This is a genomic window from Sporosarcina cascadiensis (assembly GCF_009650995.1).
In the GTDB taxonomy this organism is placed as follows: Bacteria; Bacillota; Bacilli; order Bacillales_A; family Planococcaceae; genus Sporosarcina; species Sporosarcina cascadiensis.
The window spans coordinates 102,472-116,353 of record NZ_WHVV01000009.1 but is presented as its reverse complement, the minus strand read 5'-3'; the positions used below and the strand labels follow the sequence as shown (position 1 = coordinate 116,353).

Genomic DNA, 13,882 nt, shown 5'->3' with positions numbered 1-13,882 from the left:
CAAATTTAAATTCTAAAAAATAATAGTAGACATGCACGTTCAGCGGTGGGTTGTCTGTTCAGTGCCCACCGCTGACTTCTTTTTGTATATTTATTTACTTTTTGTCTGATAGAATACTCTTTTCACTTCGCAGGAATGTATTTCTTGTCGCAGCCACCCTCGCCATTCTCTCTTCCGCCAAACGATCTGCTGCCTGATAGGAAGGAATACCGTCCCGTTTAGAAATTTCAAATATTTTTAGGATCGTATCATAAATGCCTTCTACACGTTTTAATGCACGTTCTTTATTATAGCCTATGAGTTCATCGGCTACGTTGATGACACCGCCAGAATTGATGACGTAGTCCGGCGCATAAACAATTCCCATTTCATGAAGCCGGTCGCCGTGTTCAGGGTTTTTCAATTGGTTATTTGCTGAACCTGCAATGACTTTCACTTTGAATTGAGGGAGAGTTTCATCATTGATAACTGCACCGAGTGCACACGGTGCAAAGATATCCGCTTCCTGTGAATAAATTTCATCTGTTTCAACAGCTATTGCTCCGAATGCATCCACTGCCCGTTGAACAGCCTCTTTATTAATATCCGTAACAATCAGCTTGGCGCCTTCACTATGTAGATATTCACATAACGTATATGCTACATTCCCTACTCCTTGGACTGTGATAGTCTTTCCTTCCAATGAATCATCACCGAATGCTTCTTTTGCCGCAGCCTTCATTCCTTTGTATATACCAAGTGCTGTAACAGGTGATGGATTTCCTGAGGAGCCTGTGCCGGAAGATATGCCTGTGACGTAATCTGTTTCCAAATGGATCAAGTCCATATCAAATTCAGTTGTCCCTACGTCTTCAGCGGTGATATAGCGGCCGTTCAGCCCTTCTATATAGCGTCCCAGCGCACGGAATAATTCATCGTTCTTATCTTTTTTCGGATCGCCGATGATGACTGTTTTACCACCGCCTAAATTTAACCCTGCAGCAGCGTTTTTATATGTCATGCCTTTTGCCAGACGCAGTGCATCCTCAATTGCCGCTTCTTCACTGTCGTACGTCCACATGCGTGCTCCGCCAAGTGCAGGTCCAAGCGTTGTATCATGTATCGCGATAACCGCCTTTAATCCGGATGTTTTGTCATAACAAAGTACAAGCTGTTCATAATCGTGATCTTCCATATAAGTGAATAATTCCATTGCTATCCCTCCAAGTAAGTAAAATTAGATTTCTATGTAATTAATTTTAGGTTTCTTATAGACAGAATGCAACTTTGACAGCCAATCATTGATTTTCCTGCGTGTTAACATATTGTCTACATCTCCATCGTACATGATGGCACGGTCCTTGACAATCCATCCTTACACGGTAAAATTAATTAGGTAAGGGGTTGAAGATTATGGCACGTCTTGCTGCGTTTATTGTTCTGCTGATTCCAGGAATTGCAGCAGCTCTTGGTATTAAATTAATGCGCGATTCATTATTTGGACATTTGTTTCAGCCATTTCCATTCATTTGGATGCAATTCTTAGGCGGCTTACTGCTTTTTGTGGCAGGTTTAGGATTCTTCGCAGGTTTTCTTCTGCGGCGTGACCGGAGAAGCGGCAGAGCAGCTGACCGATTCAAAAAGGACATTAAATAAAAGGACCAAGGTATATCGCTTACCTTGATCCTTTTATTTTTTTCTGGACACGTTTCGGATAGTCTGTAATCCAGCCAGTAACTTCCGGAGCGGAAGCAAGAAAAGACTCGGCTCCTGTTACACCGTACATTCGCAACGTCTTGCCGCTGGACTTGAGATGTTCCTGATAAGGATCTTTCCATAGTCGCTTATGAAAGTGGAATGCATCTACTTCATATGACGTTAAATCCGCCCAGTCAACAGAATTCTTTTTCAGCAGCAGTGCAGTTTCCATATGGGTGTCCAGCTCCTTGACTAACTGAAGCGTTTGATAATCAAAAGAGGAAATATGAACATCCGCAAGCCCTTCTGTATAATGCAGGATCTTCTCAATTGCTGCAGGCTGACCGTATACAGTCTCTTTTAATTCAATATTCAGCGACAATTGGTTTTCAATACAAAAAGACACCACATCAAATAAATTAGGTACAGGCTGCCCAAAAACTCTCCTGCTTCCTGTTTTCCCCACCTTGATATGCCGCAGTTCTTCTGAAGTTATGTCGTTGATCTGCCGTTCTACTCCTGTAACGCGGGACAGCCGATCGTCATGAATGACCACAAGTGTCCCGTCCTTTGTTTGCTGGACATCTAATTCTATGCCGTCAGCTCCCTGTTTTACAGCGGCTCGAAACGCGCCCATCGTATTTTCAAAATGACTCCCTGATGCTCCGCGATGTGCAAACACCTGATTATTAGACATTCAAAACCCCTTCGCCAGTCAGTTCAAATACTCCTTTTGTTTCACGATTCAACATAGCAGACATTTTACCGATCTGCAGATTCACACCCGGATATGCCTCCCTTGTCACTTCTATTTTGGGAGAGACGGCAGTCTGAACCAGTTCAAGTTTTGTTTTGATCGTTTGGTCAAGACTCATGATTTGCTGCTGCTTTGCTTGGATTGTAGTGCCCATCTTATCAAGCATCTCCAGCTGAGCTGCAGATAAACTGCTTTTTACTGTTTCCATCTTCCCCATTGTCAACTCAATTTTCTTTAGTTCTTCATGCTCATTTTTCAATTGTTCCGCCAAACGTTGAATCTCTTCCAGCTCACCCTCTTTATCCACACCTTTAACCGTGAGCTTAGTTAATCGTTCGTGACTATTCCCTGCAAACGCGCACTCGATGGAAAATAACGCCTCTGTAATGCCGCCGATGACTTTCCCTTTATGACGGTCAATGCTGATATAGTCTGCATAAATTTCAGACCCCAATGAATACAGGCCGATATTGACCTGTTTCCCATAAATTTTTGCATTGTTTGCATGTTTGACGAACACAGAGTTTTTGGCTTCGATCACCGTCTCACCCGCTCCAAAAACGCCACCCTTAATATAGACGTCTCCTTCTTCAGAACGAATTTCTTTGGCGTTGGTAATACCTTCTTTTCCTTCTATTGAAATATCACCAGTAGCATTGACCGAAAAACCTGCCTGCACAGTGCCGTGAACTCGTACTGCGCCGTCAAATGTAATAGATCCAGTCTTGGTTCCGACATCCTCCGGTATAATCAGTTGCTTGCCAACAGCCAGCAGGCCATTCGTCTGCTCCAGCGCACCCCCATGCAATGCCCGCAAGACGACTTTTCCTTCTTCTTGGAATTCTCCGACTGACTGGCGGTCATAAACCAATTTGATATCTTCGCCTCTTTTTGCAGCAATTATATTTCCGAAAATGTCGAATCCCGGAACGCCCTCTTGAGCAGGTATCTTTTCGCCAAGCCAATCATCTTTCGCAATCGACGTCACAAAATTCAGTTCGTAATGGTCTACCGATCCATCTTCCCGCAATATTGGTTTACGGTCGGGCATTTCAATGTACGAGACACTGGCATCCTGGCCTTTCACCGGTTCCCGGCCGACAGCAGCCAACATCGGATTGCCTGGAACGAAAGGCATTTTATAAAGCAGTTCTTTACTATAAGATACACCTTTAGATTCCAGCAGTCCGATTGCCTGGTCTATATATAGCTCTCTGTTAGAAGCATATTCTTCTGTAGTCGCATGAATATATAACTCGGCCTTCATTTTGCTTGGTGAAATATATAATTCACAGGGTGCAGAAAATATGCCGATTTCATGTTCTCCTTCAGTTTGCAGCGCTTTCATTAATTCTTTGAATGAGTGTAATTTTAATCTTGGAAGATCCGCTGTCAGCGCATCAAATGACTTTATGGGAAAACCTTGTTTTACAGTTCTCATAATTACTTTATTATTCTCTTCTAAAAGGATAAAATGTTCATTTTCTACTAACAACAAAATCCCTCCTCATATTATACAAGTATAAGAGATTAAGTTTAGAAAGGGATAGTCCTTTATATCCAAAATACCGATAAATAAGTATTTTTTCTCACAAGTACGAACTTTTTCTTCCATTTATAATTATAATCTAACTATTCTCCCAGATACCCTCAGCTTACCATATGTTCCAAACGGATTTTATCTGCAATCATTGCAATAAACTCAGAGTTTGTCGGCTTGCTTTTTAAGTGGTGTACTGTGTACCCGAATGTTTTGGAAATTAAATCATAATTCCCTCTGTTCCACGCTACTTCAATTGCGTGGCGGATTGCCCGTTCGACACGCGATGGTGTTGTATTATACTTTTTCGCAATATCCGGATAGAGAATTTTTGTAACAGATCCCAGCAGTTCCACATCCGTGTAAACCATTTGAATGGCCTCACGCAGAAATGCATAGCCTTTAATATGAGCAGGCACCCCGATTTCTTTAATCATCGACGTGATCGCCGTATCAAGAACTTTTTGCGTCACAGCGCCAGTTGGCTGTGACGGCTGCTGTACAGCATAGGAGGAGTTATTTGTCTTTGATTTTCCGGCCGCCTTGAATATTTGCCCAATCAACCGATCTAATTCAAAAGGCTTCAGCATGAAATATGAAGCACCTAATCCTGCAGCTTGGGACATCACGGTCTCCTGTCCGAAAGCAGTGAGCATCATGATCTGCATATCTCCCTTTGAATTGGTCTCATGCAAAGTTTCCAGCACGCCGATCCCGTCCAGATGCGGCATGATAATATCCAATAATAAAATATCCGGACGTTCCTGTTCCAGCATGGATAAACAAATCTGTCCATTGTTCGCTGTCCAAATCACTTCTATTTCCGAATACTTTTCAAAGTAAGACGTCATCATTTTTACTAATTCTTTATTGTCATCCACAATTGCTATTTTCACTTTTTCCATTCCCGATTCCCCCCGAAATAAAGTAGACATGATTTTTTGTCTTTGTCTAACGTTGTTTGTCTCTTCATATCGCAAGTGAAAATTTTGGTAATTTCTACTTTAACTTTGAAATTCATTCAAAATGTTACTTCTGTACGACGGTTTCTATCTATTTCGACTTTTTTCTGTTTTATTCTTATTCCTGTCGAATAAATCTAAAAAAATGACCTGCGCTGGAATCCGCGCAGGTCATTTTTCACTTCTTTTCGCTCATTCTCATCGTTTTGAGGAATAAACCGGCACCTTTTTCCGGCTCATCGACAAACATATGCGTAATCGCACCAACGAATTTTCCGTTCTGGATCACAGGACTTCCGCTCATTCCCTGTAAAATACCGCCCGTTTTCTTCAACAGCTTTTGATCAGTTAAAAGGATCTGGAATTGATCTTCCTCCAGCTTGGTGATCTGTATCTGGAACTTTTCGACGTTCGAACCCTCTACAGTGGTGAAGATTTCCGCAGGGCCGACATTCACTTCCAATGGCTGCATAATTTCAAGCGGTTCGGCCAACACTTTACTGTAGGCGTTCTTCCAGTTGCCAAAAATCCCATAAATACTGTTGGTCCGAATAGTTCCGAGTAAATTATTCGGATCGACTATTGAGGAAATTTTATAGCCCGGAAAACCCGGAGAACTTTTCTTGATCTGATTAATTTCCGATAAATAAATCGCGCCCTTTTCAAATGAAGGAGGCGTCTGCAAAGTACTGTCGATAATTTGATGGCCCAGCGCTCCGTACGTACCGGTTTCCGGGTCGACGTACGTCAGGGTGCCTGTACCTTCTGTCCGGTCTTTCAAAAAAGGAGACACGCGCTTAATGAGTTGCAAATCTGCCTGGAGAGTCATCTTTTCTCCATTCCGCAGAATGCCGACTGTCATCGTAGCTCCGTCTTTTTTTTGAAGAGAACGCTCAAAATGAACAAGCTGTTTTGTTTCAGCACCATTCAATTCTTGAATGATATCCCCTTTTTTCAACCACTGTTCCTTATCGATCAGAACGTCGCCGGTCACGTAAATTCCACTCAAATCCATTTGAATCCCAATCGAATGCCCCATTGGAATAAGGGATTCACTCTGAGCAAAAGCATTTACAGGGAAAAGACAGAGCAGCAAAAGCAGACTGTAAAATGTTTTAAACGATTTATTCCATCCCATGATTCACCTCCTCTAACGAAAGATATCTTTGGTATGTCCGTTCGTTGAGAAAGTATGAAAGGGTAAAATAAACAGTACGTGATACCACTCGGTTCGGATACGTCTATACTTTTTTCCTTATCGGAAAGCTTGCTTCCTTTGTTTCGCCAGCTTCAATAATTCATCAGCGTGCTGAAGAGTTAACGGCGTAATTTCAGCTCCTGACAGCATACGTGATAATTCTTCTGTGCGTTCTTCTTGGATTACATCGTGAATTGCCGTAGTTGTACGGCCGTCATGAATTTCTTTTTTTATCAAATAATGATGATCAGCCATCGCTGCGACTTGTGGTAAATGCGAAATGCAGAGCACTTGAGAATGACTGGCAATCATAGCAATTTTTTCTGCAATTGACTGTGCTACCCGTCCGCTCACACCTGTATCCACTTCATCAAAAATAATGGAAGTCACACCTTGATGCTGTGAGAAAATTGTTTTTAAAGCCAGCATCATTCTCGATAATTCTCCGCCTGAAGCGACTCTGACTAAAGGTTTTAAAGGTTCTCCCAGATTAGTGGAAATCATAAATACCACATTGTCGAAGCCATTTACATCGAATTGATTAGGCTCTTTTCGCTGAATTTGCACTTTAAATGTAGCTTTTTCCATATACAATTGCTTGAGCTGTTCTTCAATGCCTTTTTCGAGCAGCAAAGCTGATTTTTTTCGGATAATTGATAATTCATTTGCCTCGATTTCCAAGTCTTCAACGTATTGTGCCAATAACTCCTGGTTTTGATGCAATCTTTCGTCACGATTCACCAATTGATCCAGCGCGTCTGCTATTTTGTCACGATACAGCAAAATATCTTCTAATGATTTGCCGTATTTGCGTTTTAACGTAAGGAACAAAGCTAAGCGCTCTTCTACATAATGTAAACGTTCAGGCTGAAATTCCATTCCATCAATCAATCGTTTTAAATCATGTGAGACATCTTGCAGCGAATAAAACGCGGAATTTACTGTCTCGGACATCGGTTTAATTTCATCATCTATGGAAGCGGCCTCTTCCAGATCACTCATCGCATTGCCGATCCAGTCCAGTCCATGTGATTCAAGTGAAATGGCTTCATAGGAAGTATTCAATCTATCAAACAGCCGGTGAAAATGCTGCAGCTTCACTCTTTCAGCTTCTAATTCTTCTTCTTCGCCTATGATGAGACTGGCTGCATCGATCTCTTCCAATTGGAAGGAATATAAATCAATTTTTTGCGCAATTTGCTGTTCATCCTGTGTTTTTGCAGCGATAAGCTGCTGAAGTTTTTTATATTTATCGTACAGTTCAGTATACGTTGACATCGCCCGCTCAATGGGTTCACCTATATAAAAATCCAGCAGATCAATATGGCGTCGTTCACTCATCAATTCCTGGTTCTCATGCTGTCCGTGAATATCAATGAGCAGCGAACCAATCTCCCGCAAAATCGCAATCGTCACCAGTTTACCATTCACACGGCAGACCGATTTTCCGTTTGTATTCAAATCTCTGCGTAAGATAACGGCTCCTTCTTCGGCTTCAATTCCGAATTCAGCTAATCGTTCTGCGACCTCATTTTTACTTTCGTCCACGGTAAATAACCCTTGAAGTTCCGCTTTTTTCGCGCCGTGACGAATAAATTCCTGTGAACCTCTACCGCCTGCCAGTAATTGCACGGCATCTATAATAATGGACTTTCCTGCACCTGTTTCTCCGGTCAGCACGGTCAATCCTTCATCAAATGTGATTTCAAGCTGTTCTATTATGGCAAAGTTTTTAATTGAAAGTTCACTTAACAAAGAACTCCTCACCTCACTTATAGCATGGATAGTAATTTATCTTTTACGTATTCTGTCTTCGATTCTTCGCGGCAGATTATTAAGCATGTGTCGTCTCCGCAAATCGTTCCAAGCATTTCATCCCAGTCTAAATTATCGATTAATGAACCGACAGCCTGCGCATTACCGGGAAGCGTTTTCAATGTGATAAAATGACTCGCGCTGTCTATGCCGACGAAAGCATCTTCCAGCATTCTCTTCAGCTTTTCTTCCGTGTTATAACGATGAACGGGCGGCAGACTGTATTTGTAATTGCCTGAAGGTGATGGAATTTTGATCAGATGAAGTTCTTTTATATCTCTTGAGACGGTCGCTTGCGTGACGTCCACTCCAGCACTTTTTAAGCTGTCGACTAATTGATCCTGCGTTTCTATTTCATTATTGGTAATGATATCTCTGATGCGAATATGCCGCTGTCCTTTGTTCAACTTCAATCACTCCGATTCTCTTTTCATACCTATCGTAAAATTATACAGACCATCTAAAAAACGCGCAACTCATTGCGCGTTATGTTAAGTCTTTATGTGCTTGTGCCACCAATTGCTTAAAGTCTTCGGTGGTGAATTGAGAGACTGGCTGATCTTCTGATACGAGATAAAAAAGGAATTCAATGTTCCCTTCACCGCCTGTGACTGGCGAATAGTCTGCACCTTTAACAGAAAATCCTTCTGCTTCTGCTATGCCGGAAATCTTTTCAAGAACTTCCAGATGTGTAGTTTTTTCGCGTACAATCCCCTTTTTGCCGACTTTCTCTTTACCTGCTTCAAATTGCGGTTTGACCAGTGCAATGACAGGTCCGCCCGGTACAATGATCTTTTTTAATGCTGGTAAAATAAGTGAAAGCGATATAAAGGATACATCGATCGTCGCCGCTTCAGGCATGCCTTCAGTGAACAGATCCATTGTGGCATGCCGGAAATTCGTTCGTTCCATAACGGTCACTCGCTCATCCTGGCGAATTTTCCAGGCCAGCTGATTGTAGCCGACATCCAGTGCATAGCAATGAACCGCACCGTTTTGAAGAGCGCAATCCGTGAAACCGCCTGTTGAAGCACCGATATCCAGCACAATCTTTCCTTCTACAGAAATCGGAAAAGACACCAGCGCCTTTTCCAATTTCAAACCGCCCCGGCTGACATATTTAATCGCAGGTCCTTTTACTGTCAACGGGGCGTCAACAGCAATTTTTTCACCTGCTTTTTCAATTCGCAACGAATCTGAATATACCAGTCCTGCCATGATGGAACGTTTAGCCTGTTCGCGTGAGGCAGTCAGTCCGCGCTCCACCAATAAAATATCTGCCCGTTCTTTTTTAGTTGTAGAATTCATACCTTTTCTCTTTCTGCAGCCTGTTTCAGTGCATCTAATGTTACTTCTGCTACATGATCAGGTGTCATATGGATTTCCATTAACAGTTCGTCAACATTTCCGTGTTCAATGAATTCATCAGGAATTCCGATTCGTTCAATAATCGTAGATGTGTGAGAAACTTGTTCTGCATATTCAAGAACCGCGCTTCCGAAACCGCCGGCCAGCACTGCTTCTTCAATAGTAATAATAGGTTTTCCTCCAGCAAACAGATCATCCAATAAATCGGTATCCAGCGGTTTAATAAAGCGCGCATTGACAATCGATACCTCTTTGCCTTGCTCTTTAAGCTGTTCTGCCGCCGCGAAGGCCATTGGAATTGTTGTACCGAATGTCAGGATTGTTGCATCCTTGCCTTCTTTCAGCACTTCCCATGTACCGATTGGAATCGTATGGAGCTCTTCATCCATCGGCACCCCATAACCATTTCCTCGAGGATAACGCATAGCAATCGGGCCTTCATTGTATTCCAAAGCGGTCTTGACCATATGCTGGCCTTCATTTTCATCTTTAGGCATCATGATTACCAGATTCGGCATATGGCGCAGGAATGCGATGTCAAAGACACCGTGATGAGTATCACCGTCCGCACCAACCAGTCCGGCACGGTCTATGCCAATAAAGACGTTCAGTTTCTGTCGTGTAATATCATGCAGCATCTGATCGTATGCTCGCTGCAGGAATGTAGAGTAAATCGCCAGGAACGGTTTCATGCCAGTGGCTGCAAGACCTGCTGCCATAGTAGCAGCGTGCTGCTCAGCTATTCCCACATCGAAAAAGCGGTCCGGGAATTCTGCTGCAAACGATTCAAGCTTACTGCCAACAGGCATCGCAGGTGTAATCGCAACGATTCTGCGGTCTTTCCTCGCTAATTTACGGACTGTTTCAGAAACTAACGCACTCCAAGCAGGACCTTTTACAGGAGATTTGACGAAATCACCTGTCTCAATCTTATAAGGACCTGTTCCGTGCCAAGTACCGATTTTGTCCATCTCCGCAGGGCTGTAGCCTTTGCCTTTTTTCGTAATGACATGAAGAAGCACCGGCCCCTCCATTTTCTTTGCATACTGAAGAGAGCGTTCCAGTTCAGCGAAATCATGACCGTCAATTGGGCCAAGATACGTAAAACCAAGCTCTTCAAAGAATACGCCATTGACGACTAAGTATTTCAGGCTGTCTTTTACACGTTCAGCTGCATCTGCGACTTTTCCGCCCACTGCCGGAATCTTCCGCATAATGAATTCCAGCTCTTCTTTAACATTATTATATTTACCCGCTGTACGCAATTTCCCTAAAATCGAATGAAGGGCGCCCACGTTCGGTGCGATCGACATTTCATTGTCATTTAAGATAACTGTAAGATTCGTTTTTTCATGACCGATATGATTCAGTGCTTCAAGAGCCATGCCGCCAGTCAATGCACCGTCCCCAATCACAGGAATCACATAACTTTTTTCATGTTTTATATCTCTTGCAGCAGCCATTCCCATAGCTGCCGACAGAGAGGTAGAACTATGTCCGGTCTCCCATACATCATGGATGCTTTCCGACATCTTCGGGAAACCGCTCAAACCTTTATATTTACGTAGAGTCTCAAATTCTCCTGCACGTCCCGTTAAAATTTTATGGACATATGACTGATGTCCAACATCCCATAAAATTTTATCTGCCGGGCTGTCGAAAATTCGGTGCAAGGCAATTGTCAATTCCACAACGCCCAGGTTGGGACCGATATGGCCGCCTGTCACCGATAAATTTTCAATTAAGAAATGGCGGATATCTTCAGCCAGCTTCAGTAATTGTTCTTTATTGAGCTCTTTCACAAAAGATGGATTAGTAATCTTTGTAAGATCCATCGAGATCACACACCTTCACCAAGTAAGTAATTCATTCTGTAATGCACAGACAATTGCACTAAGCCGTATACAATAGCTTAGACGAAATATCCAAATGAGAACACCGTGTTTTTTAACCATCCGACTCTGCAGGTATTGTTTTGTTTTCTACATTATAACAGTAACATCAGCCGACACAAATATAATGGTCTGCTTTTACTTTTTTCGTTCAATAATATAGTCCGCAAGAAGATGCAGAATCGACTGGTCCAAATCAATTGCACGTAAGGCGTGTATTGCCTGTTCATGGCGATCCTTCAATTGCTTTTGGGCTCCGTCCAGTCCAAGCAATGAAGGATAGGTGGACTTTTCACTCGATGTATCACTGTTGGCCGGTTTGCCCAGCTCTTCAGTTGTTGCTGTCACATCTAAGATATCATCTTGAATTTGGAAAGCTAATCCAATATTGCGTGAGAACACAGACAAATATTTCCGTTGTTCATCTGTCGCGTGTGCCAGTACAGCTCCCGCATCGACGCAAAAAGATAACAGCGCACCTGTTTTATGAATATGAACTTCTTCCAGCTCTTTCAAAGGAAGCAGCTGTTGTTCACCTTTCATATCGAGCACCTGACCTTTTACCATTCCCTGCGCTCCTGATGCTTTAGCCAATAAACCGACTAATTCAATAGCATCCTCAGCCGGCGTTTCTCTCAGTTCAGACAACGCGCCAAATGCGAGTGCCTGCATTGCGTCTCCTGCCAGCGTCGCGACGTCTTCACCAAACTTCTTATGGTTAGTCGGTTTTCCTCTTCTAAAATCATCATCATCCATGCATGGAAGATCATCATGGATCAAAGAATATGTATGTATCAATTCAACAGCAGCAGCCACTCGCAATGCATCTGCCGAGTCTTTTTGCAAATCTGCTAAAACAGCGAGAACTAAAAGAGGTCGAATTCGTTTACCGCCGGCTTCCACTGAATACGTCATGGATTCGTGTAAAATAGCCGGGATATCAGACTTAGCTAGCTGATTTGTCAGTTCTCTTTCAATTTCGGGAATGTTCCTGTCGATGAATACTTTCAGTTTTTCATTCATTCGGTTCACCTGCTGTCGGATCAAATGGTGTTTCATTACCTTCCTGATCCATCATTCGAATCAATTGCTTTTCTGCATTCTGCAATTTCTTTTGGCAGAATGCAGAGAGTTCCATTCCTTGTTGATACAGAGTGATCGTATCTTCTAAAGGGGCCTCTCCTGCTTCAAGCTTTTGTACGATTTCTTCCAATTGATGCATCGCCTGTTCGAATTGCATTTCTTTTTCTTCGGCCATCACTTCTCGACCTCCTTGGGAATAATGTTTTCCACCGTTGTCTCAACTTTTCCGTCTGTCAATCGGAGGGTCAGAGGCTGCCCGGCTGTCAGCTCATGGACAGATTTTACGACTTCATCTTCTTGATAGGCTATGGAAAAACCTCTCTCCATTATCTGAAGAGGATTCAATGCCTGCATCATACGCATAAGTGAAATGAATCGTTGTTGCTGCTGCTTTACAATTTGCTCCGCCGCCCGGTCAACACGCATTTTCAGCTGCTGTGTTTGCTGCTGTTCCAGCTGAATTCGCCGGAGGGGGGTGTAATATTGAAAGCCTGCATGCAACTGGTTAAACACCATTCTTTTTTTCGCAACAGCTTGCTCACTGTTACGGCGCAAACGGTCATCAAGCATTTCCAACTTTTCAATAAACGGCCGGTACAATCTATCCGGGTACTGTAAAGGATAGGCAGATACCGCTGTTTCCAGCCGTTTGCTTTGCTGTCTCAGCAAATTCTGAACTGTTGTGAAGAGGGTACGCTGCCTGTTGTTCAGATGATGCATTAACTGCAGTTGATCCGGAACCGCCATTTCTGCCGCAGCTGTCGGAGTGGGAGCCCGGAGATCCGCAGCATAGTCTGCAATTGTCGTATCCGTTTCGTGTCCGACTGCACTGATAATGGGGATTCTGCTGGAGAAAATGGCCCTGGCTACTTCTTCTTCATTAAATGCCCATAAATCTTCAATAGATCCGCCGCCTCTTCCGACTATCAGTACGTCGATATTTGGCGTTTTATTGGCCTGTTCAATCGCTTTGACAATGGAGGGAGCGGCTGTGCGTCCTTGCACCAATGCAGGAAACAGGATCATTTCAGCCATCGGATATCGGCGCGTGATTGTAGAATACATATCGCGCAGTGCCGCGCCTGACTCAGCTGTCACAATGCCGATTGTCCGGGGCAGCGGCGGAATCTGCTGCTTGAAACGCTGTTCAAACAATCCTTCCTGCTGCAGCTTCTTTTTCAACTGTTCAAATGCCAGGAAGAGTGCACCAATACCGTCTGGTTCCATAGTTTGAGCGTAGAGCTGATAGCTTCCTGCCGTTTCATACACTGTCACGTCACCTGTTATCAGCACATTCATGCCGTTTTCAGGTTTAAACTGCAATACAGCGGAACGGGAACGGAACATGGCTGCCTGAATTCTTGTCTTGTCGTCTTTTAGTGTAAAGTAAATATGTCCTGACGGATGAAGCTTTACGTTGGATAATTCACCTTTTACATAGACGTTCCGCAGATGAGGATCTGCATCAAATTTACGTTTGACATACTTTGTCAGCGCTTGAACGGTTAAAAAAGTTTGACTGGACATGCATGGTCACCTGCCCTTTTATGAATAGAGAGGCGCCTTGTATCAGGCGTCTCCCGGTAAAGT

The 13,882-nt window shown here is 43.3% G+C and carries 13 protein-coding genes; 1 reads left to right on the top strand and 12 read right to left on the bottom strand.

What is annotated here, in order from left to right; translation table 11 throughout:
• Window positions 1–94: 94 nt before the first annotated feature.
• A complete protein-coding gene (locus GDZ68_RS11195) occupies window positions 95–1,192 on the bottom strand; it encodes a Leu/Phe/Val dehydrogenase (protein ID WP_153722381.1) in 1,098 nt (365 codons plus the stop codon).
• A gap of 200 nt (window positions 1,193–1,392) precedes the next feature.
• On the opposite strand from GDZ68_RS11195, the gene GDZ68_RS11190 reads away from it, so the two are divergent.
• The gene (locus GDZ68_RS11190; protein WP_153722380.1) at window positions 1,393–1,635 is read left to right on the top strand and encodes a DUF2627 domain-containing protein; all 243 of its coding nucleotides are present in this window, start codon (window positions 1,393–1,395) and stop codon (window positions 1,633–1,635) included.
• 19 nt (window positions 1,636–1,654) lie between these two features.
• Here the strand turns inward: GDZ68_RS11190 and GDZ68_RS11185 are convergent, their stop codons facing one another.
• The 11 genes from GDZ68_RS11185 to xseA all read right to left on the bottom strand — a co-directional run bounded on the left by GDZ68_RS11185 (window position 1,655) and on the right by xseA (window position 13,819).
• On the bottom strand, window positions 1,655–2,374 hold the full coding sequence (locus GDZ68_RS11185; protein WP_153722379.1) for a glycerophosphodiester phosphodiesterase family protein: 720 nt from the start codon (window positions 2,372–2,374) through the stop codon (window positions 1,655–1,657).
• Window positions 2,367–3,929: a DUF342 domain-containing protein gene (locus tag GDZ68_RS11180; protein WP_153722378.1), complete on the bottom strand. Its 1,563-nt coding sequence runs from the start codon at window positions 3,927–3,929 to the stop codon at window positions 2,367–2,369. The genes GDZ68_RS11185 and GDZ68_RS11180 overlap by 8 nt, the downstream gene beginning before the upstream one ends.
• A gap of 155 nt (window positions 3,930–4,084) precedes the next feature.
• Window positions 4,085–4,879, bottom strand: a complete 795-nt coding sequence (spo0A, locus tag GDZ68_RS11175; RefSeq protein WP_153722377.1) for a sporulation transcription factor Spo0A — start codon at window positions 4,877–4,879, stop codon at window positions 4,085–4,087.
• Between the two features lie 235 nt (window positions 4,880–5,114).
• Entirely contained in the window at window positions 5,115–6,074 is a 960-nt protein-coding gene (locus tag GDZ68_RS11170; protein ID WP_153722376.1) for a SpoIVB peptidase S55 domain-containing protein, read from the bottom strand.
• 117 nt (window positions 6,075–6,191) lie between these two features.
• The gene (gene recN, locus GDZ68_RS11165) at window positions 6,192–7,889 is read right to left on the bottom strand and encodes a DNA repair protein RecN (protein ID WP_153722375.1); all 1,698 of its coding nucleotides are present in this window, start codon (window positions 7,887–7,889) and stop codon (window positions 6,192–6,194) included.
• Window positions 7,890–7,906: 17 nt separating this feature from the next.
• Window positions 7,907–8,356 carry a transcriptional regulator AhrC/ArgR gene (gene ahrC / locus GDZ68_RS11160; protein WP_153722443.1) on the bottom strand — a complete coding sequence of 150 codons (450 nt, stop codon included), beginning with the start codon at window positions 8,354–8,356 and terminating at the stop codon, window positions 7,907–7,909.
• A 79-nt stretch (window positions 8,357–8,435) separates the two neighbouring features.
• Window positions 8,436–9,257: a TlyA family RNA methyltransferase gene (locus GDZ68_RS11155; protein ID WP_153722374.1), complete on the bottom strand. Its 822-nt coding sequence runs from the start codon at window positions 9,255–9,257 to the stop codon at window positions 8,436–8,438.
• Window positions 9,254–11,152, bottom strand: coding sequence for a 1-deoxy-D-xylulose-5-phosphate synthase (gene dxs, locus GDZ68_RS11150; RefSeq protein WP_153722373.1), 1,899 nt, complete (start codon window positions 11,150–11,152; stop codon window positions 9,254–9,256). Before dxs ends, GDZ68_RS11155 begins: the two co-directional genes overlap by 4 nt.
• 195 nt (window positions 11,153–11,347) lie before the next feature.
• The gene (locus GDZ68_RS11145; RefSeq protein ID WP_153722372.1) at window positions 11,348–12,232 is read right to left on the bottom strand and encodes a polyprenyl synthetase family protein; all 885 of its coding nucleotides are present in this window, start codon (window positions 12,230–12,232) and stop codon (window positions 11,348–11,350) included.
• Window positions 12,225–12,467, bottom strand: a complete 243-nt coding sequence (locus tag GDZ68_RS11140) for an exodeoxyribonuclease VII small subunit (protein WP_153722442.1) — start codon at window positions 12,465–12,467, stop codon at window positions 12,225–12,227. Before GDZ68_RS11140 ends, GDZ68_RS11145 begins: the two co-directional genes overlap by 8 nt.
• A complete protein-coding gene (gene xseA, locus GDZ68_RS11135) occupies window positions 12,467–13,819 on the bottom strand; it encodes an exodeoxyribonuclease VII large subunit (RefSeq protein ID WP_153722371.1) in 1,353 nt (450 codons plus the stop codon). The genes GDZ68_RS11140 and xseA overlap by 1 nt, the downstream gene beginning before the upstream one ends.
• Window positions 13,820–13,882: the final 63 nt, after the last annotated feature.